24 protein-coding genes are annotated in these 25,271 nt (G+C 66.2%); 7 read left to right on the top strand and 17 right to left on the bottom strand.

What is annotated here, in order from left to right:
• Positions 1-11: 11 nt before the first annotated feature.
• Genes ACQP1T_RS03390 through ACQP1T_RS03375 form a run of 4 tightly spaced genes read right to left on the bottom strand, consistent with a single transcriptional unit; the run spans position 12 to position 2,938 of the window.
• Positions 12-821 (bottom strand): ABC transporter ATP-binding protein, encoded by an 810-nt coding sequence (locus ACQP1T_RS03390; RefSeq protein ID WP_433758491.1) that lies wholly within the window; start codon positions 819-821, stop codon positions 12-14.
• Positions 805-1,854 carry a taurine ABC transporter substrate-binding protein gene (locus ACQP1T_RS03385; RefSeq protein ID WP_433758490.1) on the bottom strand — a complete coding sequence of 350 codons (1,050 nt, stop codon included), beginning with the start codon at positions 1,852-1,854 and terminating at the stop codon, positions 805-807. The genes ACQP1T_RS03390 and ACQP1T_RS03385 overlap by 17 nt, the downstream gene beginning before the upstream one ends.
• On the bottom strand, positions 1,851-2,663 hold the full coding sequence (locus ACQP1T_RS03380) for an ABC transporter permease (RefSeq protein WP_433758488.1): 813 nt from the start codon (positions 2,661-2,663) through the stop codon (positions 1,851-1,853). The genes ACQP1T_RS03385 and ACQP1T_RS03380 overlap by 4 nt, the downstream gene beginning before the upstream one ends.
• On the bottom strand, positions 2,663-2,938 hold the full coding sequence (locus tag ACQP1T_RS03375) for a hypothetical protein (RefSeq protein ID WP_433758487.1): 276 nt from the start codon (positions 2,936-2,938) through the stop codon (positions 2,663-2,665). The genes ACQP1T_RS03380 and ACQP1T_RS03375 overlap by 1 nt, the downstream gene beginning before the upstream one ends.
• A gap of 92 nt (positions 2,939-3,030) precedes the next feature.
• Here ACQP1T_RS03375 and thiD point away from each other — a divergent pair, with 92 nt between their 5' ends.
• Entirely contained in the window at positions 3,031-3,873 is an 843-nt protein-coding gene (gene thiD, locus ACQP1T_RS03370) for a bifunctional hydroxymethylpyrimidine kinase/phosphomethylpyrimidine kinase (protein ID WP_433758486.1), read from the top strand.
• Positions 3,874-4,048: 175 nt separating this feature from the next.
• Here thiD and ACQP1T_RS03365 read toward each other — a convergent pair whose 3' ends face one another.
• Complete coding sequence (locus ACQP1T_RS03365) at positions 4,049-4,672, bottom strand: TetR/AcrR family transcriptional regulator (RefSeq protein ID WP_433758485.1); 624 nt, start codon at positions 4,670-4,672, stop codon at positions 4,049-4,051.
• A 241-nt stretch (positions 4,673-4,913) separates the two neighbouring features.
• Between ACQP1T_RS03365 and ACQP1T_RS03360 the strand changes: the two genes are divergently transcribed.
• From ACQP1T_RS03360 to ACQP1T_RS03350, 3 genes are all read left to right on the top strand, one after another.
• On the top strand, positions 4,914-5,549 hold the full coding sequence (locus tag ACQP1T_RS03360; RefSeq protein WP_433758484.1) for an SAM-dependent methyltransferase: 636 nt from the start codon (positions 4,914-4,916) through the stop codon (positions 5,547-5,549).
• Between the two features lie 69 nt (positions 5,550-5,618).
• Positions 5,619-6,875 (top strand): glycosyltransferase, encoded by a 1,257-nt coding sequence (locus tag ACQP1T_RS03355; RefSeq protein WP_433758483.1) that lies wholly within the window; start codon positions 5,619-5,621, stop codon positions 6,873-6,875.
• Positions 6,872-8,917, top strand: coding sequence for an ArnT family glycosyltransferase (locus ACQP1T_RS03350; RefSeq protein WP_433758482.1), 2,046 nt, complete (start codon positions 6,872-6,874; stop codon positions 8,915-8,917). Before ACQP1T_RS03355 ends, ACQP1T_RS03350 begins: the two co-directional genes overlap by 4 nt.
• 128 nt (positions 8,918-9,045) lie before the next feature.
• Here ACQP1T_RS03350 and ACQP1T_RS03345 read toward each other — a convergent pair whose 3' ends face one another.
• Positions 9,046-9,819, bottom strand: a complete 774-nt coding sequence (locus tag ACQP1T_RS03345) for an SDR family oxidoreductase (RefSeq protein WP_433758481.1) — start codon at positions 9,817-9,819, stop codon at positions 9,046-9,048.
• A gap of 220 nt (positions 9,820-10,039) precedes the next feature.
• Between ACQP1T_RS03345 and ACQP1T_RS03340 the strand changes: the two genes are divergently transcribed.
• Complete coding sequence (locus tag ACQP1T_RS03340; protein ID WP_433758480.1) at positions 10,040-10,429, top strand: hypothetical protein; 390 nt, start codon at positions 10,040-10,042, stop codon at positions 10,427-10,429.
• A 42-nt stretch (positions 10,430-10,471) separates the two neighbouring features.
• Positions 10,472-11,503, top strand: coding sequence for a hypothetical protein (locus ACQP1T_RS03335; RefSeq protein ID WP_433758479.1), 1,032 nt, complete (start codon positions 10,472-10,474; stop codon positions 11,501-11,503).
• Between the two features lie 251 nt (positions 11,504-11,754).
• Here the strand turns inward: ACQP1T_RS03335 and ACQP1T_RS03330 are convergent, their stop codons facing one another.
• From ACQP1T_RS03330 to ACQP1T_RS03300, 7 genes are read right to left on the bottom strand one after another with little or no spacing between them, the layout of a single operon-like run.
• A complete protein-coding gene (locus tag ACQP1T_RS03330) occupies positions 11,755-12,372 on the bottom strand; it encodes a TetR/AcrR family transcriptional regulator (RefSeq protein ID WP_433758478.1) in 618 nt (205 codons plus the stop codon).
• Positions 12,373-12,423: 51 nt separating this feature from the next.
• Entirely contained in the window at positions 12,424-13,206 is a 783-nt protein-coding gene (locus ACQP1T_RS03325) for an enoyl-CoA hydratase family protein (protein WP_433758477.1), read from the bottom strand.
• Between the two features lie 15 nt (positions 13,207-13,221).
• Positions 13,222-14,382 (bottom strand): acyl-CoA dehydrogenase family protein, encoded by a 1,161-nt coding sequence (locus ACQP1T_RS03320; protein ID WP_433758476.1) that lies wholly within the window; start codon positions 14,380-14,382, stop codon positions 13,222-13,224.
• On the bottom strand, positions 14,379-16,451 hold the full coding sequence (locus ACQP1T_RS03315) for an acetyl/propionyl/methylcrotonyl-CoA carboxylase subunit alpha (RefSeq protein WP_433758475.1): 2,073 nt from the start codon (positions 16,449-16,451) through the stop codon (positions 14,379-14,381). Before ACQP1T_RS03315 ends, ACQP1T_RS03320 begins: the two co-directional genes overlap by 4 nt.
• 8 nt (positions 16,452-16,459) lie before the next feature.
• Positions 16,460-18,058, bottom strand: coding sequence for an acyl-CoA carboxylase subunit beta (locus ACQP1T_RS03310; RefSeq protein WP_433758474.1), 1,599 nt, complete (start codon positions 18,056-18,058; stop codon positions 16,460-16,462).
• The gene (locus tag ACQP1T_RS03305) at positions 18,055-19,203 is read right to left on the bottom strand and encodes an acyl-CoA dehydrogenase family protein (protein ID WP_433758473.1); all 1,149 of its coding nucleotides are present in this window, start codon (positions 19,201-19,203) and stop codon (positions 18,055-18,057) included. The genes ACQP1T_RS03310 and ACQP1T_RS03305 overlap by 4 nt, the downstream gene beginning before the upstream one ends.
• Positions 19,200-20,912 carry an acyclic terpene utilization AtuA family protein gene (locus tag ACQP1T_RS03300; protein ID WP_433758471.1) on the bottom strand — a complete coding sequence of 571 codons (1,713 nt, stop codon included), beginning with the start codon at positions 20,910-20,912 and terminating at the stop codon, positions 19,200-19,202. Before ACQP1T_RS03300 ends, ACQP1T_RS03305 begins: the two co-directional genes overlap by 4 nt.
• Before the next feature lie 157 nt (positions 20,913-21,069).
• Here ACQP1T_RS03300 and ACQP1T_RS03295 point away from each other — a divergent pair, with 157 nt between their 5' ends.
• Positions 21,070-21,213, top strand: coding sequence for a hypothetical protein (locus ACQP1T_RS03295; protein ID WP_169338115.1), 144 nt, complete (start codon positions 21,070-21,072; stop codon positions 21,211-21,213).
• Positions 21,214-21,235: 22 nt separating this feature from the next.
• Here ACQP1T_RS03295 and ACQP1T_RS03290 read toward each other — a convergent pair whose 3' ends face one another.
• The 4 genes from ACQP1T_RS03290 to ACQP1T_RS03275 form a co-directional block, all read right to left on the bottom strand.
• Entirely contained in the window at positions 21,236-22,159 is a 924-nt protein-coding gene (locus ACQP1T_RS03290; RefSeq protein ID WP_433758470.1) for an adenylate/guanylate cyclase domain-containing protein, read from the bottom strand.
• Between the two features lie 379 nt (positions 22,160-22,538).
• On the bottom strand, positions 22,539-23,297 hold the full coding sequence (locus tag ACQP1T_RS03285; protein ID WP_433758469.1) for an ABC transporter permease: 759 nt from the start codon (positions 23,295-23,297) through the stop codon (positions 22,539-22,541).
• Positions 23,297-24,244, bottom strand: a complete 948-nt coding sequence (locus ACQP1T_RS03280; protein WP_433758468.1) for an ABC transporter ATP-binding protein — start codon at positions 24,242-24,244, stop codon at positions 23,297-23,299. The genes ACQP1T_RS03285 and ACQP1T_RS03280 overlap by 1 nt, the downstream gene beginning before the upstream one ends.
• Before the next feature lie 302 nt (positions 24,245-24,546).
• Complete coding sequence (locus ACQP1T_RS03275) at positions 24,547-25,251, bottom strand: thiazole synthase (RefSeq protein WP_433761957.1); 705 nt, start codon at positions 25,249-25,251, stop codon at positions 24,547-24,549.
• Positions 25,252-25,271: the final 20 nt, after the last annotated feature.

Here is a 25,271-nt window from a genome sequence, read left to right as displayed (position 1 = left end):
TTTAATTGGGTTCAGGCGGCCGCGGATTTCACCGCGAGCCCGATCTCGCGGCGCAGTGCGGCGAACTCAGGGGAGGCGCGCAGTTCATCCGCGTCGGCACCGGTGCGCGGCAGGTCGACCGGTAGATCGAGGGCGATCCGCCCCGGCCGTTTGCTGAGCACCACCACCCGCGAACCGAGGAAGGCCGCCTCATCCGCACTGTGGGTGACGAAGACCGCGGTGCGTCCCTGTCCGACGCGGCGCAGATCGTCTTGCAGGCGTTCCCTGGTGAGGGCGTCGAGTGCGGCGAATGGTTCGTCGAGCAGCAGCAGTGCGTGCTCGGCCGCGAGTGCTCGGGCGATCGCGACGCGCTGTTGTTGTCCGCCGGATATTTCCCAGATCCGGCGGTCCGCGGTGCCGTCGAGGCCGACCCGGTGCAGCAGGTCCGCTCGGCGCTCGGCCCGCCGATCACGCCGCACGCCTGCGTATTTCAGTGCCAGATCGATATTGCCGCCGACGGTCTTCCATGGAAACAGCCGCGGCTGCTGGAAGACCATGCCGCCGGATCTACCTGGCACCGGTGTCGCGCCGGAGACCTCGATACTGCCCTCGGTCGCGGTTTCGAAGCCCGCGATCAGGCGAAGCAGGGTGCTCTTACCGCAGCCGGACGCGCCGACCAGGACGAGGAATTCGCCCGGCGGCACATCGAGATCGATCGGCCCGACCGCGGTGACCGTTTGCGCGCCGCGGCCGTAGCGGTGCGAGACATTGCGAATTCCGATGCCGCCCTCGGTGATCGGCGCTCGAGCCGGCACCGCGAGTTCTTCAGCTGCCGAGGACACTGGGCAATCCCTTGACATAGATGCCGTCCCGAATCGCCTCCAGCGACGGCGCGGCCGGAATCTGCTTCTGCGCCACCAGGAATTCGGCCGCACTATGCAGACTCACCGCGATATCGCCGACCGCGCCCTCGGTGCCCAGCCACTCCTTGGAGGTGAGCTGTTCCGTGGTCAGGAATACGCCCTGCCCCAACTGCTGCGCGGCATCCTGTGTGCTGAGACCGATTTCGGCCGATACCGCCTTCGCCGCCTCGTCGGGGCGGTTCTTGATCGTGTCCAGGGCTCGTGCCTGCACCTTGCGCCAGGTATCGACCACATCGGGATGGGCCTCGGCGAATTCCTTGGAGACCACGCCCAGGTCGAGGGTCGGTTTGCCAGCGGTCGCGAGTTCCCGGCTGGTGATCAGGGTTTTGCCGGTCTTGCGCAACTGGTCCAGGGTGGGCAGCCAGGTGTACACGGCATCGACATCGCCGCGCTCCCAGGCCGCCAGCGATGCCTGGGGTTGCAGATCGACGAGCTTGACATCATTGGCGCTCAACCTGTTTCGATCCAGCGCGGCGAGCAGGCTGTAGTGCGCGGTCGAGGCGAAGGCGGTGCCGATGCGCTTGCCCTTCAGGTCGGCGATCGATTCGATGCCGGTTCCATTGCGCGCCACCAACGCTTCATTGTCGCCCGCGACATCGAGCACGAAGGCGACCTGGTACGGAATATTCAGCGGCGCGGACAGACCGCGGGCGACCGGGCTGGAACCCAATGCGCCGAAGTCGACCTGCTTGGCGATGAAGGCGGTGTTCACATCGGCGCCGGAGTCGAATTTGGTCCATTTGATGTTGTAGCCGGGCAGTTCGGTCTCCAGCCACCGATTGTTCTTCACGACCAGGTCGCCGCTCGGAAAGCTTTGGTACGCAATGCGAATGGTCGGCTTGCTGTCGTCGGTGCCGGAGTGGTCGACGGCGCATCCGGCGAAGGCCACCGCTCCGGTGACGGCCGCGGCCACCGCGCGCAGGACGCGTCTGGAAAACGACTGGTAACTCATATCTTTCCTCTCCACGGCACCGCGCGGCGTTCCACCGCGCGCAGCAGGCCATCGATGACCAATCCCGAAATCCCGATCGCGGCAATGCCGACCAGCACAACAGGGGTGTTGTTGTAATTGCTCGCGTCCTTCACCACGCCGCCGATGCCGGGCAGGCCGTTGAACAGCTCCGCGGCGACCACCGACGAATACGCCATGCCGACCGCGAGCCGCACACCGGTGAAGGTCTCGGGCAGCGCGGCCGGGAACACCACATCGCGAATCACCTGCGTACGGGTCGCGCCAAGCGCTCGCGCGGACTCGACCAATCCGATCGGCGCCGCCGCCACTGCCGTCGTGGTGGCAATCGCCGCCGCGGGCAGTGCCGCGAGGGCCAGCAGGGTCACCTTCGGCGCTTCATCGATGCCGAGCCAGATCACCAGCAGGAAGAAGTAGGCCAGCGGCGGCAGGGTCCGCAGGAAGGTGAGCCACGGCTCGAGAATGCCGCGCAGCCAGCCGATGGTGCCCATGGCCACACCCAGCGCAACGCCGATAGCGACACCGACCACGACGCCCGCGAGCACCCTGCGCAGTGTCATATACAGGTGCTCCCACAGCAGATAGCCCTGATAGCCGCGGACGCCATCGTGCGTGGTCGAGAGGTCGATGGCCGCCCGCCACACCGTAATCGGATGCGGCACAAAGGTTTCGTTCCAGATCTCGGCTGCGGCGACGAGTTGCCACACGCTGAGGAAGACGGCAACCGACAACAGCGGCAATAGATTTCGGGTCAAGCGGTGCACGCGGACCGGTTCGGTGGATACCGCCATCAGGACGACACGACTTCCAGCTCTCGGTGCTTCCGCACGGTGCCGGTGCGGACATAGCACGCGGTGGTGAGCCACTCGTCCTCGCACCACACGTCGGCCGGGGTCAGGACCGCGTCGAAGCCGAGCGCCTCGGCGGCCGCCGCGATCTGGCCGAAGTGTTCCACCCTGGGCGGACGGTCGCCCGCGGAGTTCGCTGCGTACGCACCGTGACCACCGCCGACGACATCGCAGCTGCCGCCATCGGTTGGCAGAAACCAGTGCAAGGTGAGGGACATTCGTCCGATCCAACGCGCATACCTATGCGCTGCACAGGTATGCGATCGGGCAGATCGGAATGGTCGGGGCGACGCTGAGTAGGGTCTGGGATGTGAAATTCCTGCCGCTCGTGCCCGATGGGCAGACCCCGGTTCGCGTCCTCACTATCGCCGGGACCGACTCCGGTGGCGGCGCGGGCATTCAGGCCGATTCGCGGACCATGGCCCTGTGCGGGGTGCACGCGTGTGTGGCGGTGGCCGCGGTGACGGTGCAGAACTCGGTCGGGGTGAGCGGGTTCCACGAGATTCCGCCGCAGGTCGTGGCCGATCAGGTGCGGGCCGTGGTCGGGGATATCGGGGTCGGCGCGGCCAAGACCGGCATGTTGGCCTCGACCGCGATCATCGAGTCGGTCGCGGCGGTGTGTCAGGAAGTGGGGATCGGCAGGGATCGGACGCCGTTGGTGGTGGATCCGGTCGCGGCATCCATGCACGGCGATCCGCTGCTGCACGAGGAGGCGCTGGACGCGGTGCGGCACACGCTGATTCCGCTGGCCACGGTGGTGACGCCGAATCTCGACGAGGTACGGCTGATCACCGGAATCGAGGTCACCGACGATGCATCGGCGCGGCAGGCGGCGCAGGCGCTGCACAAGCTCGGGGCGCAATGGGCGATCGTCAAGGGCGGCCATCTGCGGTCCTCGACGGTGAGCACCGATCTGCTCTTCGACGGCGATCGTTTCCTGGAATTCACCGCGCCGCGAATCACCACCGGCAACGACCACGGCGGCGGCGACACCTTGGCCGCGGCCATCGCATGCGCCCTCGCCAACGGTTACTCGGTTCCCGATGCCGTCGAATTCGCCAAGGACTGGACCTACCGCTGTCTGGCCGCCTCATACGACCTCGGCGCAGGCCACGGCCCCGTCTCCCCGCTCTGGCGGCTCTCCCACTCCTGACAGCCGCGACGCCGAAACTTGTCGGTGGGTGGGGTCATACTGTGGGCATCGCAGACACCGTTGGCCTCGATGATGCGGTCGACGAGAACGATGTGGTTCGAAGTGGATGCGGGAGTGGATGCGGGAGCCGACCGCTGATGGCGCGCTCGCGGTCGGTGCCACCGGTGGGTACAGATCAGTCGTTGGCGAATGCGAGGTGCAGCGGTTGGTCGGCGTCGATGCGGATGCCGTTGAGCCGCGCATTGGCCTCGGCCAGTGCGGAGATGATCTCGGCCAGGTAGACGATGAATTTCTCGCTGGGCATGGTGTGTGCCTGTAGCCGGTTCGCGCCCAGCCACCAGTCGGTGGCCGAGGCCACCGCACCGAACACCGAATAATTGACGAGTTCGACGCTGGACACTTCGACGGATTTGTCGGCGAGCAGTCCGGTGAACAGATCGGCGGCCCGCTTGGCCGATTGTCGAGCCGACTGCAGTGCCCGCTCGGATTCATCGGCCCGCTGCGTGAAATGGCTGTGCAGCATGAACCGAAAGACATTGGGGTGCTCGGATACCACGAGCACATATTCGGCCGCGCCCCGTCGAATCAACTCGCGCGCCGAATCGTTGGTCAGATCGGCGCTGGAAACTATCCGCTCCCACAGCACGTCGCGCACCCGGTCGACAATCGCGTTGTACAGATCCGTCTTGTCCTCGAAGTGCCGATAAAGCTTAGGCTTGGCCGCCCCGGCCTCCTTCGCGATATCCCCCATGCTCACCTCGGGCCCGAATTTGTCCAGCGCCCGAAACGCCGCATCCACGAACTCCGCCCGAACCTTTACCCGGTGCTCGCGCCACCGCTCGGTCCGTGCATCGACCCGCCTGGGCGTCCCCGCATCTACTCCCCGCCCACTGCGCATCACGAATCCGACCGTACCAACCTCCGCCGCGCGCCTCGGCGGACGCGGTTGCCGAAACGGCAACGAAGTTGGCGTTGTCGCGGGCCGGGCGTACATGATGCGAACAGGGTCGAGATACGCGATATCGATGGGAGTGCGACACATGAGCGAGGGCACCGCAACCGGCACCCAAGAGTTCTGGGAGGGGTTCTATCAGGATCGAGATCAGATTTGGACCGGGAAGCCCAATCCGCTGTTGGTGCGTGAGGCGGCGGAGCTCGAGCCGGGGACGGCATTGGACCTCGGCTGCGGTGAGGGTGCGGACGCTGTTTGGCTTGCGGCGCGGGGATGGCGGGTCACCGCGGTCGATGTGTCCGTGACAGCGCTGCGGCGAGCGGCGGCGCATGCCGACGAGGCCGGTGTCGGGGAGCGCATCACGTTCGCCGAACATGATCTGGCGCAATCGTTTCCGGACGGAGAGTTCGATCTGGTTTCGGCGCAGTTCTTTCATTCACCGGTGGCGCAGGACGACGAGCGGACCAAGGTTTTGCGGCGGGCCGCGGAGGCGGTGGGCGTCGGCGGGGTTTTGCTGATCGCGGGGCATGCGGGTTGGCCTTCGTTTATCGAGGACCGCCATGACGTGCACTTTCCGACCATGGATGAGGTGCTCGACGGCCTCGCGCTCGGGGCGGATTGGAGCGTCGAGACCAAGGATGCGGTCGAGCGGGAAATTACCGGGCCGGAGGGGCAGGTGGGGCTGCGTACCGACACCGTGCTGCGGGTTCGGCGGCTGCGCTAGCCGCGGTCCCCAGGAACCTCACAGGTAGGGCCCAGCCAGGGTCCAGCGCGGTTCGCGAGGGTGGTCACCATGACCGAATCGACGACCGCCGCGCACCGGGCGGAAATGACCGAAAAGGTGATCACGCCCGTGCTGGACGTCGTGATCCCCGTCTACAACGAAGAGGCCGACCTGGGCATCTGCGTGCGGCGGCTGCACGCCTACCTGCGTGACGGATTCCCGTTCCCGGCGCGGATCACCGTAGCCGACAACGCGAGCACCGATGACACCATGCAGGTCGCCCAGCTGCTCGCGGACGAACTCGATGACGTGCGGGTCGTGCACCTCGACGCCAAGGGCCGTGGCCGCGCACTGCGCGCGGTGTGGGAGCACTCCGACGCCCAGGTCGTCGCCTACATGGACGTGGATCTGTCCACCGACCTGAATGCGCTGCTGCCCTTGGTCGCTCCGCTGATCTCGGGCCACTCCGATCTGGCTATCGGCACCCGGCTCGACGCGGCGTCGCGGGTGGTGCGCGGCCCCAAGCGCGAGTTCATCTCGCGTTGCTACAACCTGATCCTGAAAGCGTCACTGCAGGCACGCTTTTCGGATGCGCAGTGCGGTTTCAAGGCGATGCGCACCGATGTGGCGCGGCGGCTGCTGCCGCTCGTGCAAGACGGTGAATGGTTCTTCGATACCGAACTCTTGGTGCTGGCCGAGCGAGTCGGGCTACGCATACACGAGGTGCCGGTCGACTGGATCGACGATCCGGACAGCCGGGTCGACATCATCGATACCGCGCGTAAGGACCTGCTCGGCGTATGGCGACTGCTGCGCGGGCTGACGACCGGTGCGCTGCCATTGGACGAGCTGCGCCGCTCGGTCGGGCGGGAACCACTGGTGCCCGGTGTGCCGTTGGGGATGGTCGGGCAGATGGTGCGGTTCGCGATAGTCGGCGTCGTCTCCACGCTCGCCTATATGCTGCTGTACCTGGTGTTGCAGCCCATGACCGGCGCACAGGTCGCGAACTTCGTCGCGCTGCTGATCACCGCGGTCGGCAATACCGCCGCCAATCGTGCCTTCACCTTCGGGGTGCGTGGCTCGAATGGCGTGGTGTCGCATCAATTCCAAGGTCTGCTGATATTCGGCTTCGGCCTATTGGTCACCAGCGGCTCGTTGTTCGCCCTGCACCGATGGGCCCCCGATGCCGCCGTGCATCTGGAATTGTTCGTACTTGTGGTTGCCAATCTCATTGCCACGCTGATCCGATTCGTCGGCCTGCGCTGGGTCTTCCGTAACCCGACGGCCACCCGCACGGCGCTGGTCACCGAGGGCGGACAGCAGTGACGGCTACGCTCACGCCACCGTCGACAGCGGTACCGTCGCGATCGCGCCGCATACGCGAGATCGGCTGGGAATACCCGGCATTGGCCGCACTGCTGCTCGGGACCGGAATCGCATACCTGTGCAACCTCAGCGCCAGCGGTTGGGCGAATTCCTTCTATTCCGCCGCGGTGCAGGCGGGTTCGAAGTCATGGAAGGCCTTCTTCTTCGGCTCCTCGGATGCCGCGAACTCGATCACCGTCGACAAACCACCGGCCTCGCTGTGGCTGATGGAACTATCGGTGCGGGCGTTCGGACTGAATTCCTGGACCATCCTGATTCCGGAGGTACTGCTCGGCGTCGCCTCGGTGGCACTGGTGTGGGCGACGGTGCGCAGGCCCTTCGGCCCGGCGGCCGGGCTCATTGCCGGACTGGCGCTCGCGGTGACGCCCGTCGCCGCACTGATGTTCCGGTTCAACAACCCGGATGCGCTGCTGGTTTTCCTGATGGTCGCGGCGGCCTGGGCGATGACAAGGGCGGTCGAGGACGGGCGCACCCGCTGGTTGGTGCTCACCGGTGTCTTCATCGGATTCGGGTTCCTCACCAAGCAATTGCAGGTACTGCTGGTGGTGCCGCCACTGGCGCTGACCTATCTGTTCGCCGGTCCGCCCAAGCTCGGCAAGCGGATCGTGCAGCTGCTCGCGGCGGGATTGTCGATGATCGTCGCGGCGGGTTGGTGGCTGCTCACGGTCGAACTATGGCCCGCATCTTCGCGGCCGTGGATCGGTGGGTCGCACGGTAATTCGATCGTCGAGCTCACCCTCGGCTACAACGGTCTCGGCCGGTTGAACGGCAACGAACGCGGCAGCGTCACGCCTGGCGGTGGCGATATGCCGCGCGGCGGCGGTGGCAGCATGTGGGGCAGCACCGGGATCACCCGGATGTTCGAACCGGCGCAGGGCGGTCAGATCGCCTGGCTCATCCCCGCCGCATCGGTCGCACTCGTCGCGGGAATTCTGTTGCGCGGCAAGGCTGCTCGCACCGACGTACGGCGCGCGGCACTGATCCTGTGGGGTGGCTGGCTGCTGGTGACCGGGCTGACCTTCAGCTTCATGGCGGGCATCTTCCACCAGTACTACACGGTGGCGCTGGCTCCGGCGGTCGCCGCACTGGTCGGTATCGGCGCGGTTCAGCTGTGGCGGGATCGGCACCGGCTGTGGGTCCGGTTGTTCGCGGGGCTCGCGGTCGGCCTGACCACGGCGACCTCGTGGATGTTGTTGTCGCGCAGTTCGAGCTTCGTGCCGTGGCTGCGCTGGGCGGTGCTGGTGATCGGTGTGCTCGCGGCGATCGCGGTGCTGCTGCCCGCACCACGGAAGCTGGCGCTGGTCGCGGCGTTGGCCGCCGCATTCACCGGATTGGCCGGGCCCGTCGCATATTCCGCCCAGACCATTTCCACCGGACACGAGGGCGGGATCCCGTCGGCGGGACCGAATGTCGGGCGGTTCGGAATGTTCGGACCTCCTCCGCCCTGGGCCGAAGCCAACTCCGAAGGCGGCTTCGGTGGCGGTATGCCGGGTGGACGAAATGCGGATGGCCGCAACACGAATGGCCCCGCACGCAACGGCGTTCAGGGTGGCGAGCGAGGGACCAGCGAAGCAGGCAATCCGATGATGGGCGGCCCGGCCGGTGGTCTGCTCGGCGCGAGCAGACCGAGCGAGAAGGTCATCGCACTGCTGGAAAACAATGGCTCCGACTACACCTGGGTCGCCGCCGCCACCGGCTCCAACAGTGCCGCCGGATTCCAGCTGGCCACCGAACTACCGGTCATGCCGGTCGGCGGCTTCAACGGCAGCGATCCGTCGCCGACACTGGACCAGTTCGAGCAGTATGTCGCCGATGGAAAGATCCACTACTTCATCGGCAGCGGCAATCGCGGCGGCGAGGACGGCGGATTCGGTTTCGGCCGTTCCGGCACCAGCAGCGAGATCAGCAAGTGGGTGGAAGAGCACTTCACCGCGACCGAAGTCGACGGCATCACCCTCTACGACCTGACCGCCGCCCACTGATCCACTGTGGCGGGATCCGCACCACCTCGGGGAGCCCCGCATCGGGGTGCGGGTCCCGAAAACCACTGTGGGACTGACGCGCACGGCAATTCGCCCGGTGGCCACGCACCGGGCGAATTGCGTTGTGCTCACGCGTATGTCGCTTCGAGCCACTCGGCGAACGTCGGACCCGCCAACTCGGCATGCGCGCCCGCCAGCAGCCCACCGTTCTCGTACTGCTCGCGATCCGGGTTCGCCGGATCACTCGACTCGATGACCCGCGCGGGCGCACCGAGCTTTGCCGCGAGCAGCCCGGCCGCACCCGCCATCGTCTCCGGCTGCGGACCCGCGATCTCCGGGAAGGGCCGGTCGATCGAGTCCGGCAGCGGATTCACCGCCAATTCCACGAGCGCCTCGGCCACCGCACGCGCCGCTACCAGCTGGGTGCGCATCTTCGGGAGATAGGCGACGTCGCCTTGGGTTCCCCACTGCATCATCACCTCGACCAACTCGTGGAACTGGGCGGCCCGCAGAATCTGTACCGGCAGCGGCCCTTCCAGCAGCGCGGCCTCATGCGCCAGCTTCGCGGCGTTGTATCCGGCACGCGATCCGTCGATGCCGATAATGGACACCACGACCAGCCGCTCGACACCGGCCTTCTGCCCGGCCTCGTGCAGGTTGCGGGCCGCGGCCCGGAAGAATTCGGTCGCGATGGTCTGGTCCGCGGACGGCGTGCTGGATGCGTCGATGACGACGTCCACACCATCGAGTGCTTCCACGAGCCCGACGCCGGTCTCGATATCCACCCCGTTGGCGCGGGAGAATGCGACGACCTCGTGTCCCTGCTCGTTCAGCACATCCACCACATGGCGGCCCAGCCGTCCGGTCGCTCCGGCCACCGCGATCTTCTTGATATTCGACATGATTCCCGCTCCTGTGTTTCGCTGCGTTGTTCCGGTTTCACAGTGATGACGACGCCGGGGGCGCGAGTGTGACATGGCGTTTCGGACCGTTCCTCGAGATATCTTGACCTGCTTCCTCGAAATCCTCTTAATGCGACATTCATCCGAAACCCTTTCGCACGCCGGGAACTCCGGGAATGATGATCCAGTTGCCGCCAACTTTCGAACCACCAGGAAAAACGTGAGAAGCATTTCGAGATTCGTTCTGACCGTCATCGGTGCGCTGGTCGCCATCGCGCTCACCGTCGGCTTCGCCTCGACCGCATCGGCCGCACCGGGCGAATCACCGGAGCCGACCGCACCGGTCGCGACCGCGCCGATCGTCGCGGCAGCCGAACCGACCCCGCAGGCCAACCTCATCGGGCAGTGCCTGGCTCCCGGCGACACCATCGAGGTCAGGACGCTGGTCGGCGGTCTGCTCGGCGCGACCATCGGCGGCATCGCGGGTCTGCCGCTTTTCTTCGTCGGCGCGATTCCGGGATTGGTCATCGGCGGTATCCTCGGCGTCCTCATCGGTTCCACCTCCTACGCGGTCGATGAAGGGCACATGCAGCAGCAAGGCCTCTGCTAGTCGAACGAAAGTCGTTGTACGGCAAGGTGTTAGCGTGCCGGTATGAGCTCGACTACCGATCGCTTCATTGATGCCGTATTCGACTTCGAACGCGCGGTACATGCGCAGGACCCGGCGGCGCAGGAACAAGCCCACCGGGAGATGCATCGGCTATACGAATCGGCGACTCCGCCGGAGTTGGCACAGGGTGGGAAACTGCTCGCCGGTGTGCTGACAGATGTACAGCCGGGACCGCAAGCGAATATCGCGGTCCTCATCGGCGCGTGCGTCGAGGGTGGTGCGGATCCGGTGGCGTGCGCGCCCAGCGTACTCGGGAACCTCGCCAAATCCCTCGACAGCGCAACGGAATTCGCGCAACTGTGGGCGGCCGCCGAGGTCGGCGATGCGCCCGATCCGGAGCAGGTCGAGCTGGATCCGGAATTGTTCGAATACTTCGGCTTCGCCCCGACGCTGTCGTGGTGGACGCTCGACGATTGGCACCGGGCGGCGCTGGCCATGTTGTCGCACAAGGAAGTTCGGCAGAAGTTCGGAAACTCCGGTCGCGAAATCATCCGGGAGCGGCACGACGCCCTCGGCGAAATCTCCGACCGGTGGGACAAATGCTTCGGCTACGCGCTGATCGTGCTGGACGACGAGCCGGTCATCGTGCTGCACCGCGAGAGCGGCACCGGCTACGCCATGCGCATGACCGGCATCGGCGACAACTTCCAATTGCACACCCTGCTCGCCGACGCCCTCATCGGCGGCGGACATATTCCCGGTGCGGCACCGGCGGCGGAGGCGGTGGCCATGTGCCGCGATATGCCCGGCATGGTGCACACCACCGGATCGTTCAATCTGGTCGCGCCGGATGGCAGCTGGATCTGGAACGAGGGCACGCCTTCCGACATTCCGGTCGTCGACGGCACCCGCCTGCTGGTGCTGGACCCGCCTCCGTACCAACGCAGTTGGCCAGCCGGACGCTTCTTCCCGAATATGGTCGGCGACCTGACGTTCGAGCGGGTGCTCACCGCGGATGAGACGGCCGCGTGGTTCCGACACGTATCACCGGCAAAGGATCCCAGCGAGGACTGAGCAGTCACGCCTGATCCGCCCGGCGGCTCAGCTCGGGCCCGGCGACTCAGCTCGGCCCGGCAACCCGACTCGGCCAGCGGACTCAGCTCAGGCCCGGCAACCCGACTCGGCCAGGCAATCAGCTCCACTTGCGAGCCAGCCCGGCCCAGCAACCCGACTCCGACCCAGCAACTCGACTCCAGCCAGGCGATCACCTCCACCGGCAATTCGGCTCCGGCCCGGCACAGCCCGGCCCCAGTAGGGGGACGGGCTCAGCGCGGTGGGGAAGTCAATGCGGCGTGCAGTGTGGCCGCCCATTGCGCCACGATCTGCTTGCGGCGCGCCGAGTCATCGGTCAGGACATCGGCCAGCCCGAGTCCGCGCGCCATATCGAGGGTCGCCTGAACGAGGTGGTGGGCGACCGGATCAGCATCGTCCACGCCCAACGCTTCCACGGCCCGCCGATGCGATATGCGACCGAATTTGGCCTCCAGCGGCACAATTCGCTCGCGCAGCGCGGGATCGGCGGCCGCATGCGTCCACACCTGCAGCGCCGCCTTGAACAGCGGGCTGGTGTAGGAGTCGACCAGCCCTGCCACCACCGCCTCGGTGCGCTCGACCCCGACGGACAGCGCCGCCACCGCATTCGCCTCGTCCTTGGCCTGCTGGGTGCGGCTGTCGAACATGTACTCGAGTGCGCCGGTGATCAGGTCTTCCCTGGTCGGGAAGTGATGCTGGGCCGCACCACGCGACACCCCCGCCCGTTCCGCGACGACCGAGACCGTGGCCGCCGCCCAGCCCATTTCGGCCAGGCAGTCGATGGTCGCCTCCAGCAGGCGCTGCCGGGTGGCCCGGCTGCGGTCCTGTTTGGGTTCGTGGGATGTCACCATCGGCTCGCTCCGAACAGGCTGGCGGCTATGGTCATCGGCGATGTCACGGCGCTATTCTGCCCAGGCCGGTGGACGGCGCTGCAAGAAGGCCAGCATGCCCTCCCGCACCTCCGGGGTGCCGAAGAAGCTCGCGGAACGATTCGCCAGCTCCTCGGCGGCGCCGTCGAACTCCGCCAGGATGCCCGCATTGACCAGCCGCTTGGCCTCGGCGAGTCCCTGCGGGGAGCCCTTGCGCAGCTCCGCGCACAGCCGGGCCACCTCGGCCGCCGGATCGTCGGCGGTGATCGTGACCAGGCCGATCTGCTCGGCGATATCGGCATCGAATTTCTCGCCGGTGAGGTAGTAACGACTGGCCGCGCGCGGACTGAGCCGCGGCAGCAGGGTGAGCGAAATCATGAACGGCGCCAACCCGATTCGCACCTCGGTGAGTGCGAAGCTGCTGCCGGGACCGGCCACCACGATGTCACAGGCCGCGACGATGCCCATGCCGCCCGCACGCACATTGCCGTCGATGCGGGCAATGATCGGCTTCGGCGTTTCGACGAGTCGGCGCAGTACACCGATCATCACGCGGGTGCGTTCGTCGGCGGCCACCGCCGGATCGGCATTGCTGGCCTCGGTGAGGTCCGCGCCCGCGCAGAAGGTATTGCCGGTGTGCGCGAGCACGATGCCGCGGACGGCGGGATCGGCCGCGGCGTCATCGAGCCCCCGCAGCAACTCGGCGACCAACCGCGACGACAGCGCGTTGCGGTTGTGCGGCGAATCGAGGGTCAGCGTGGCGAACCCGTCGCGCACCTCGTACCGCACATACGGAGCGGTGGATGTTTCGGGCATCGAACCTCCTCTGGGTCAGTACGACTTGGGCAGGCCAAGGGAGTACTGGGCGACAAAGTTGAGCACCATCTCCCGACTGACCGGCGCGATGCGGCCGATGCGGGCCGCGGCGAGCATGGCGGCGAGCCCGTACTCCTTGGTGAGACCTGCGCCGCCGTGGGTCTGGATGGCCTGATCGAGTGCCTTGATACTGGCCTCCGCCGCGGCGTATTTCGCCATATTCGCGGCCTCCGCCGCACCCATCTCATCGCCCGCGTCGTAGAGGGTCGCGGCCTTCTGCATCATCAGCTTGGCCAGCTCCACCTCGACCTTCACCGCGGCGAGCGGATGCGAAATGCCTTGGTGCGCACCGATCGGCGTCTTCCACACCGTGCGTTCCTTGGCGTATTCGACGGCACGGTCGATGGCGTAGCGCCCCATGCCGACGGCCATGGCCGCGCCCATGATGCGCTCCGGGTTGAGGCCGGCGAACAGTTGCATCAGTGCGGCATCTTCCTTGCCCACCAAGGCATCCGATGGCAGGCGCACGTCATCGAGGAAGAGGGTGAACTGGTGGTCCGGCTCGATGATGTCCATTTCCTGCGGCGTCTTGACGAACCCGGGGGCGTCGGTGGGCACGATGAACAGCGCCGGCTTGAGCTTGCCGGTCTTGTGGTCCTCGGTGCGCGACACGATGAGCACCGCCTCGGCCTGATCCACGCCGGAGATGAAGATCTTGCGGCCGTTGAGGATCCAGTCGTCACCGTCACGGCGCGCGGTCGTGGTGATCTGGTGCGAGTTCGAACCGGCGTCGGGTTCGGTAATGCCGAAGACCATCTTGGCGGTGCCGTCGGCGAGCTTGGGCAGCCACTGCTGCTTCTGTTCGTCGGTGCCGTACTTGGTGATAATGGTGCCGCAGATGGCCGGTGAGACCACCATCAGCAGCAGGCCAGCGCCCTGCGCGGACAACTCCTCCATGACCAGCGCGAGCTCGTACATGCCCGCGCCACCGCCGCCGTACTCCTCCGGCAGATTCACCCCGAGGAAGCCGAGTTTGCCTGCCTCATCCCACAATTCGGTGAGCGGCTCGTTCTTGCGGGCCTTCGGCAGCACGTAATCGCGGAAGCCGTACTTGGTGGCGAGCGCGGCGACCGCCGCCCGTAGCGCCTTCTGCTCTTCGGTTTCGATGAAACTCATGAGTTCTCCTGGGATTCGGTGGGATCGACGACGGCGAGCACGGCGCCGATATCGACCTGCTGGCCGACGGTGACATTGAGGGCGCTGAGTACGCCCGCGGCGGGCGCGGAGATGGTGTGCTCCATCTTCATGGCCTCCAGCCACAGAATCGGCTGGCCCTGTTCGACGGCGCTGCCGACCTCGGCGCCGATGCGAATCACGCTGCCCGGCATGGGCGCGAGCAGTGAGCCGTGCGCGACCTGATCGGCCGGATCGCTGAAACGCGGCAGTCTGCGCACCGACACCGGTCCGAGCGGTGAGTCGACGCAGACCAGATCGCCGTAGCGGGCGATATCGAATTGCCTACGCACCAGACCGCGTTCGCCCGGAACCGAGAGGACCACGCGCTCGGGACCCATTTCCACCAATTCGAGGCCATCATGACCCGCAACCGTCACACCGGTTCGGGTGAATCGGTAGCCGATGTCGTGCGTTCCGCTGGTTCGACTTTCGTACGACTTGTGCTGCGATTGCGACGGCAGATTCCGCCAGCCCGCCGGCAACCCGCCGCCGACCTCGGCCGCCTTCCGGTTCGCCGCGGCATCCGCGAGCGCGGCGGCGACGATGGACAGCTTCTCATCGGACTCGGACACCAAAGGCGCTGCGAGCGAATCCAATCCGTGCGTTTCGAAGAATGCGGTATCGGTGTCCCCGGCCAGGAAGGCGGGATGGCGCAGCACCCGCACCAGTAGATCGCGGTTGGTCACCAGACCGTGAATCTTGGCTCGCTGCAGGGCTGTTGCCAACAGCCGCGCCGCTGCATCGCGGGTCTCGGCGTAGGAGATGACCTTCGCGAGCATCGGGTCGTAGTGCACGCCGACGACCGAACCGTCCACCACACCGGTGTCCAGGCGCACGCCCGGACGGTCGAGAATATCGAATTCGGTCAGCACCGAAGGGATATCGATCCGGTGCACTGTCCCGCTCTGCGGCTGCCACTCGTGCGCGGGATCCTCGGCATACAGCCGCACCTCGATCGAATGCCCACGCAGCGGTGGCGGTGCGGCAGCCAACCGGCCGCCAGCCGCGACCTCGAGCTGAGTCCGTACCAGATCCAGTCCGGTGGTGCATTCGGTGACCGGATGTTCCACCTGCAGCCGGGTATTCATCTCCAGGAAGAAGAACTCACCCGCCTCGTCGGCGAGGAATTCCACGGTCCCGGCACCGGCATATCCGATCGCACGGGTTGCCAGCTCGGCCGCCTCGAACAGCCGCCCGCGCATGCTCTGTCCATCGGCCGTGCGCGCGGGCCCCGCGTGGTCACGCTCCGCTACCGCCTCCTGGCCTGGCGCGCGCATGGCGTCGATCCGCTCGACCAGCGGCGACGGCGCCTCCTCGACCACCTTCTGATGACGGCGCTGTATGGAGCATTCCCGCTCGCCGACCGCCCAGATGGTGCCGTGGGTATCGGCCATGACCTGGACCTCGATATGGCGGCCGGTCTCCAGGTACCGCTCGCAGAACACCGTGGGATCGCCGAATGCCGATTCGGCTTCCCTGCGCGCGGCGGCGATCTGCGGTTCCAGATCGGCGAGTTCGCGCACCACGCGCATACCACGCCCGCCACCACCGGCGGAGGCCTTGATCAGTACCGGCAGCTGCGCCGCGGTGACCTCGGCCGGGTCGAGTTCGGCGAGCACCGGGACTCCGGCCGCATCCATCAACTTCTTGGCAGCGACCTTCGAACCCATCTGCTCGATGGCCTCGACCGGCGGGCCGATCCACACCAGTCCGGCCGCCAGCACGGCACGGGCGAATTCCGCGTTCTCGGAAAGGAATCCGTAACCGGGATGGATGGCGTCGGCACCGGTAGCCAAGGCGGCCTCGATGATCAGCTCACCGCGCAGATAGGTCTCCGCGGGTGTATTCCCCGGAAGACGTACCGCCGCATCGGCTTCGGCGACATGCGGTGCCGCGGCATCCGCATCGGAATAGACCGCGACGGTGCCGATTCCCATGCGCCGACAGGTCGCGAAAACCCGACGGGCGATCTCACCGCGATTGGCCACCAGAACATTCGTGACAGACATCGTGGCCCTCACATCCGGAAGACGCCGAAGCCATCGGCGCCCTTGACTGGGGCATTGTGGATGGCCGACAACGCCATTCCCAATACCGTGCGGGTATCACGGGGATCGATCACACCGTCGTCGTACAGCCGACCCGACATGAACATCGGCAGCGATTCGGCCTCGATCTGCGCCTCCACCATCGCGCGCATCCCGGCATCGGCCTCCTCATCGAACGGAAGGCCCTTGGACTCGGCGGCCGCCCGCCCCACGATCGAGATCACACCGGCCAACTGCGCGCCGCCCATCACAGCGGATTTCGCACTGGGCCAAGCGAAGACGAACCGGGGGTCGTAGGCGCGACCACACATGCCGTAATGGCCAGCACCATAGGACGCGCCCATCAACAGCGAAATATGCGGCACCTTGGAATTCGAGACCGCATTGATCATCATCGCGCCGTGCTTGATGATGCCCTTCTGCTCGAACTCCTTACCGACCATGTAGCCGGTGGTGTTGTGCAGGAACAGCAATGGCGTATTCGACTGGTTGGCCAGCTGGATGAACTGGGTCGCCTTCTGCGATTCCTCCGAGAACAGCACGCCGCGCGCATTGGCGAGAATGCCGACCGGATAACCGTGCAGCTCCGCCCATCCGGTGACCAGGCTGCTGCCGTACAGCGGTTTGAATTCGTCGAAATCGGAGCCGTCGACCACGCGGGCGATCACCTCGCGCGGATCGAACGGAATCTTCAGATCGGATGGGACGATGCCGAGCAGATCCTCCTGGTCGTACAGCGGCTCGATCACCTCGGCGCGCGGCGCCGGACCCTGCTTCTTCCAGTTCAGCCGCTTGATAATGGAGCGGCCGATGCGGATGGCGTCTTGCTCGTCGACCGCCAGATAATCGGCCAGACCCGAGACGCGCGCGTGCATATCCGCGCCGCCCAGCGATTCGTCATCGGATTCCTCACCGGTGGCCATCTTGACCAGCGGCGGTCCGCCGAGGAATACCTTGGAGCGCTCCTTGATCATCACCGTGTAGTCGGACATGCCGGGGATATACGCGCCACCGGCGGTGGAATTGCCGAAAACCAATGCGATGGTGGGGATTCCGGCCGCCGACGCCCTGGTGAGGTCGCGGAACATCCGTCCGCCGGGCACGAAGACTTCCTTCTGCGTCGGCAGATCCGCGCCGCCGGATTCGACGAGCCCGATTACCGGTAGCCGGTTCTGCATGACGATGTCGTTCATGCGCAGGTTCTTGCGCAACGTCCACGGATTCGAGGTGCCACCGCGCACCATGGGATCCGGCGCGACAATCATGCATTCGACGCCCTCGACTATGCCGATACCGCACACCACGCTCGCCCCGACGTGAAAGTCGCTGCCCCACGCGGCAAGTGGGCAGAGCTCCAGGAATGGCGAATCCTCGTCGATGAGCAGTTCGATGCGCTCACGCGCGGTCAACTTGCCGCGCTTGCGATGCCGGGCCAGCTTATCCGGCCCACCGCCCGCGATGGCCTTGGCGAATTCGGCCTCCACCTCGGCGAGTTTGGTGGTCATGGCCTCGGCCGCGGCCGCGTACTCCGGCGATGCGGTATCGAGGGTGGTGCGTAATGTCGTCAAGACTGGTACCCCAATCGCTTAGCCGCCAGTCCGGTCAGGATTTCGGTTGTGCCACCGCCGATGCCGAGAATGCGGATATCGCGGTACTGCCGCTCGACCTCGGATTCGCGCATATAGCCGAGGCCGCCGAACAGTTGCACCGCCTGATTGGCCACCCATTCCGCCGCCTCCACGGCGGTGTTCTTCGCGAAGCACACCTCGGCGATCAAATCCGTTTCGCCATCGGCGCTGCGCCGCACCACATCTCGGGTGTAGACGCGGGCCACGTCGATGCGGCGGGCCATTTCGGTCACCGTATTCTGCACGGCCTGCCTGCTGATCAGCGGGCGGCCGAAGGTTTCCCGATTGCGCACCCAGTCCAGGGTGAGGTCCAGGCACCGCTGGGCCTGCGAATATGCCTGCACCGCGAGTCCGACCCGCTCACTTACGAAGGCACCGGCGATCTGATAGAAGCCGGAATTCTCCGGGCCGACCAGATTCTCCACCGGCACCCGAACATCCACATAGGACAGTTCGGCGGTATCGGAGGCCCGCCAGCCCATCTTGTCGAGCTTGCGACTGACCGTGAAGCCGGGCATGCCCCTCTCCACCACCAGCAGCGAAATCCCGCCGGAGCCGGGGCCGCCGGTGCGCACGGCGGTCACCACGAAATCGGCGCGCACACCCGAGGTGATGTAGGTCTTGGCGCCATTGACGATGTAGTGGTCGCCGTCGCGGCGCGCGGTGGTGGTGAGATGGCCGACATCGGAGCCGCCACCCGGTTCGGTAATGGCGAGCGAGCCGATCTTCTCCCCGGCCAGTGTCGGACGTGCGAAGCGCTCGATCAGGTCTTCATTGCCCGAGGCGATGATGTGCGGTACCGCGATGCCGCAGGTGAACAGCGAGGCGAACAGGCCGCCGGAGCAACCGGCCTGATGCATCTCCTCACATACGATCATGGCGTCGATGCCGTCACCACCGGAGCCGCCCGCGGATTCCGGGAATTGGATGCCGAGCAGGCCGAGTGCGCCAGCCCTCTTGTGCAGTTCACGGGGGATCTCGCCGTCGCGCTCCCAGGCATCGAGGTACGGGAGAACTTCTCGCTCGGCGAAACCCCTTACGGTGGCGCGCAATTCGCGCCGTTCCGGCGTATTCCACGGACTCATAGCAACTCCAATGGGATATCAACATGACGCGAGCGCAGCCATTCGCCGAGCCCCTTGGCCTGCGGATCGAAGCGCGCCTGATAGGCCACACCCTGCCCGAGCAGACCCTCGACAATGAAGTTCACGGCACGCAGATTCGGCAGTACGTGCCTGGTCACGGTGAGCGGTGCGGCCTCGGGCAACAGTTCCTTGATCCGCTCCACCGTCAGCGTATGCGCAAGCCAGCGCCACTGCTCATCGGTGCGCACCCACACGCCGATATTGGCATTGCCGCCTTTGTCGCCGCTGCGTGCCAGCGCGATCGCGCCCAGTGGCGCTCGACGAGTTTCGTTGGCGGGCAACGGCTCCGGCAGTTGCGGCTCGGCCACCTCCGCCAATTCCTGAGTGTCCGACGCGGGCGCGATATCGACGCGGGTGCCCTGCGGCAGCACGGCGGCATGCGGCACCTCGGCGGCATCGACGAATCCCGGTGTGTACACGCCGTACGGCGAACCATTGCCGGGCAGGCTGGTGAAGTTTGTCCCCGGATAGCTCGCCAATGCCAGCTCGACCGCGACATTGGAGAAGGAGCGGCCGACCTTGTTCGGATCCGGATCGCGCACCACGCAGCGCAGCAAAGCGCTTGCCTGCTCCTCGGTTTCGGCATCCGGTCGGTCGAGCCGCGCCAGGGTCCAGGTCAGTTCCGCGGGCCGCACCGGCAGCCAGGACTCCAGCTGTCGTTGCGCCAGTTCGGCTTTCGCCTCGATATCGAGTCCGGTGAGCACGAACTCCATCTCATTGCGGAAACCGCCGAGGGTATTGAGCGAAACCTTGAGCTGCGGCGGCGGCGCTTCACCGGTAACACCGCTGATCAACACCCGATCCGGGCCTTCCTGACTCAGCTCGACGCGGTCCAGCCGCGTGGTGACATCCGGCCCCGCATAGCGCGCCCCCTGGATCTCGTACATCAGCTGTGCCGCAACGGTATCCACGGTCACCGCACCGCCCGTGCCCTGGTGCTTGGTAATGACACTGCTGCCATCCCTGCGCACTTCGGCGATCGGGAAGCCTGGCCGACCCAGATCGGCCAGTTCGGTGAAGAAGGCGAAGTTGCCGCCGGTGGCCTGCGTACTGCATTCGATCACATGTCCGGCCACCACGGCACCGGCAAGCTGGTCGTAATCGGTTCGCCCCCAACCGAAATGAGCGGCGGCCGGTCCGACGATCACCGAAGCGTCGGTGACCCGGCCGGTGACCACGATATCCGCGCCAGCATTCAAGCATTCGACGATGCCCCAGGCACCGAGATAGGCATTGGCGGTCAGCGGCGACCCGAGGCCGAGCTCGCCCGCCCGGCTGAGCAAGTCGTCACCCTCGACGTGCGCGATCTTGGCATCCAGTCCGAGATCAGCGGCAACCTTGCGCAGCTTCTCCGCGAGCCCGGCGGGGTTGAGGCCGCCCGCATTGGTGACGATCTGAACATTGCGTTCCAATGCCAGCCCGAGGCAGTCCTCGATCTGCCGGACGAAGGTCTTGGCATAGCCGAGGCTGGGATCCTTCATCCGGTCCCGGCCGAGGATCAGCATGGTCAGCTCGGCAAGATAGTCCCCGGTGAGCACATCGAGCTGCCCGCCCTCGAGCATCTCCCGCATGGCACTGAGCCGATCACCGTAGAACCCGGAACAGTTGCCGATTCGGATCAGCTCCGGATCGGCGGCCAGCATACTCATCAGCTGGAAGGCCCTCCTGTGCGGCGAACCGTCCCGGCGCGCCGCGTTGCGCCGCCGGTGGAGTCCGCTTTCCGGAGTCCAGCATCACATCCGATCCAGAAAAAAGCAAGCACGCGTGCTTGTTAATTGCCGATGGCATGCGAGGCAGAATGACCAGATGTCGTCCGTCATCCTGTTCGCGCTGGCCGGGTTCCTGCTCGGCGGCGCCTACTCCACCTGGAAGACCGCCCGCCCACTCGCCATCGCCCTGGTCGTGCTCGCTGTTCTAGCGGCTGCGGGAGCGGTCGCGTGGCTGATGTAGACACCTCACAACCCAGCACAGGTCAGTTCGACGACAGGCGGAAGATCCGCAGATCCTCTGGCACGCCATTCAGTGGTGCGGCGAAGAAGCTGCGCCTGTACGGCTTGACCGACAAGCCGAGTTCGTCGAGTGTCTCCGGCGCGAGGGACTGCAATGTCGCATGCGAAAGCATGGTGTTGCCATTGCCACCGGCCTCCATCACGCGAGCGGCAATCGTCACATCCACGCCGAGCCAGTCGCCACCGATTTCGCGCGGCGAGCCGGTGTGCAGACCGATCCGCATCTGCGGACGATAACCGCGCACACTGACGTCGGCCAGATTCCGTTTGGCCTGCACGGCGGCGTGCACCGCGCGATCGGCCGAGGTGAACACGGCCATCACGCCGTCGCCCATGCGCTTGATCACCTGACCGCCGCGATCGGCGATCGGCGGCTCGATGGCCTTGGCAACCCCGCGCAACAATTCGAGAGTCGCCTCATCGCCTGCCGAGAGCGACCAACTGGAGAAGGCCACCAGGTCGGTGAACATCACAGTTATTTCTTCGCTACCTCTACCGCGACCGACGCGCTCCAACATGGCCTGCCAGACCTGCAGTGCGCCGAACCCGATTTCCCGAGCCGCGCTCGGCGTATCGCCGACCAACTTATCCGCCGCGCGGGCCACCGCGCGGGCGCCGCCTGGACCCGAAACCGAAAGCGGGTCACCGAAAGACGGGTCACCGGGCAGCTGTTCGCGTGCCTTGCGCAGCACACCGATGATGTCGGGCCGCTGGTTCGCGGCATTCACCAAGGCGGAGAACTGCCCGCGTCGAATTCCCGAGCCGGGACGACGAGCGGATCGGTCCGCATCGGCGGGCACCAACGGTATGGTCACCTCGGACGGAGCGCCCCCGTTGTCTTCCTGCCCCATCCCCGGCTCAGCACCGCCGGAAGGTGTTTCGGTCACGCCCCGAGCGTATCTCAGCCGACCAACCGTCGGCGGGTTACTTATTGTCGCCACCAGAGCCCCCTCGATCAGACTCGATCAGACTGAGCGGGCACTTCGACGGGTCCGCCAATGGATAACTCATTGGTTGCTGAACCTCGAGCGTAGCCAGTGCTGATTCCTGATGGAAGCGGTGCAGGTCATAGTTTCCGGGATGTTCACACGCCGCCCGGATTGTCCCCATACATGCACCGACCCGGTGTGGAAGGGGATTCGCACACCGGGCCGATGTCGCATCATCTGCCGGGCAGTGGCAGACGATGCGCGGGGCACGCGAACCTCCCGACAAGGTCGGCGCCCATCACCCGAGCGGCGAGGGAGGGCAACTCGGGTAGTTCCATCATGCGTCGCGTTGGTTGACGATGACCAGTGCGGCGCCGAAGACAATTGCGACGAAAGCCGCGAAGTAGAGCAGGCCGCCCCACGGTCCCCAGTGCCAGTTCGCCGTCGATTCCGAGGCGCTGTAGAAGTGGCTCGCATTCGCGAAGGGCAGGAACGGCTGCACATTGCGCCCGAAGCTGCCGAATGCGCCGAGCAGCGGCTCGATCAGCAGTGGCCACAGCACGATCAGCGAAATCGCCGCGGCCGACTGCCGAACCAGCACACCGATGCCGACCGCCAGGATCACGCTGAGCAGGGCATAGATCGGAATGCCGTAGATCTCGCGCCAGGCATCGCCGTCGGAGAGCGTCAGATTGTCGGCCGCATCACCACCGATTGCCTTGGCGATCGCGTAGGCGGCGAAGGCGAGCACGATAGTGAGCACGGCGCCGTAGACGCCGACCAGCCCGGCCTTGGTGGCGATCACCTTGGCGCGGTGCGGTGTCGCCTGGAATGTGGTCCGGATAATGCCGAAGCGGTATTCGCTGGTCACGGTCAAGGTCGCCATGATCATCAGGACCATTACGCCGAATCCGCTGATCCCGCCGACAGCCGTGGACACGGTGAGATCGAGCGCATTCTCCTTGCCCGATGACGAGCGGGCCACCGCCGCGAAGAGCGCGGCCAGGCCGAGGGCGAGCACCACCACGATCGCCGAGCACCACCATGGCGACCTGGTCGAGGTGAGCTTGATCCGTTCCGCTGCCAGTACGCCCATCAGAGCGCACCTCCCATCACCTGGTCGAAGCCTTCGCCGTGGTACTGCACCGCGCCGCCGGTCATCCGCATGAAGGCCTCCTCCAGCGAGGCCCGCTGCGGCGCCAATTCGTACAGGGTGATCCCGTTGGCGCCGGCCAGCTTGCCGACCGCGTCACTGGTCACGCCGGCCACGACCAATGCGGCGCCGTCTTGGCCGACGACACCGTCCTCCCGGACGGTCATGCCATTGGAGGTGAGCAGGCTGCGCAACTGCTCGAGCTGCGGACTGCGCACGCGCACCGACTGTTCCGAGGCGCGCTCGATGAATTCCTGGGTGGTCGAATCGGAAATCAGCTGACCGCGTCCGATCACCACCAAATGCTCTGCGGTCTGGGCCATTTCGGAGAGCAGATGACTGGAGACCAGCACGGTCCGTCCCTCGGCCGCGAGCCGCTGCATGAAGCGGCGGATCCAGAGGATGCCCTCGGGGTCCAGGCCGTTCACGGGCTCGTCGAACAGCAGCACCGGCGGATCGCCGAGCAGTGCCCCGGCCAGGCCGAGCCGCTGCGACATACCGAGGGAATAGCCACCGGCGTTCTTACCCGCCACCTCGGACAGGCCGACCAGCCGCAGCACCTCGTCCACCCGGGACATGGCGATGCCGTTGGAGGCGGCCATCCACTGCAGATGGGCGCGCGCCGAACGGTTCGGATGCACCCACTTGGCATCCAGCAGCGCGCCGACGGCGCGCAGCGGATGTTCCAGCTCGTGGTACGGCTTGCCATTGATCAACGCGGTGCCCGCGGTGGGCTTGTCCAGCCCCAGGATCATCCGCATGGTGGTGGATTTACCGGCGCCGTTCGGCCCAAGAAAGCCCGTCACCTGTCCGGGTCGAACAGTGAAGGAGAGATCTTGAACCGCGACAGTCTGCCCGAAATGCTTGGTCAGGCCTCTCAGCTCGATCATGGTGACCAGCTTTCCTCATTACGCGGCCGTGCGCGTCATTAAATGGTGCCTAGTTCGATCATCCTCGAGGATGATCAGGGATGTGGTCGGCACCGAGTCGCCATCAGGGAATCCCCCTGAGCGTGGCCCCCGTTAACGAGCACAGACTCCGAGCGCGCCGCCACAGCCAACTCGACTGTCCCGCTCACGACTGGCCTGGCCGACGCTCGGCTCTATCGTGCGCTGTGCTGATGATGCTCACGCACCGCGGCGGCCGACCGCCGCCCACTGGCTATGCGACGGCACGGGAGGGGGCCGGGGACTCAGCGGGCCGGCGAGGAGGCTTGGGCCCAAAAGCGTTTAGGGATGCGGCCCGCGCGACGGGCCAGGTGACCGGCATTGACCGCATCCTTCATGGCGGCGGCCATGAGGGCGGGGTGCTGGGCGCGGGTGACGGCGGTGGCGAGTAGGACGGCCGAGCAGCCGAGTTCCATGGCCAGTGCGGCATCGCTCGCGGTGCCGATGCCCGCGTCGAGGATGACCGGGACGCCCGCGGCCGCCACGATCATCTCGATACTGTGCGGATTGCCGATGCCGAGTCCGGTGCCGATCGGGGCGCCGAGCGGCATGACGGCGGCGCAGCCCGCATCCTCGAGTCGGCGGGCCAGGATCGGGTCGTCGGTGGTGTAGGGCAGAACGATGAAGCCGGCGTCGACCAATTGTTCTGCGGCGGTGAGCAATTCGATCGGATCCGGGAGCAGGGTGCGCTCGTCGGCGATCACCTCGAGTTTGACCCAATTGGTGTCGAGCGCCTCGGCCGCCAGTTGCGCGGTGAGCACGGCCTCGGCGGCCGTGCGACAACCCGCGGTATTGGGCAGCGGCGTGATCTCGAGGCGTTTGAGCAGGTCGAGCACGCCGGTGCCGCCGACCGCGTCGACCCGGCGCATGGCGACCGTGGTCAGCTCGGTGCCCGAGGCGAGTAGCGCCTCCTCCAGCACGGCGAGATTCTCGGCGCCGCCGGTGCCCATGATGAGGCGGGAACCGAACC

It is taken from the genome of Nocardia sp. CA-135398 (genome assembly GCF_050955845.1).
GTDB lineage: Bacteria > Actinomycetota > Actinomycetes > Mycobacteriales > Mycobacteriaceae > Nocardia.
Note: the sequence above shows the minus strand (reverse complement) of the source record. Positions and strands in the feature narration are given on the sequence as shown.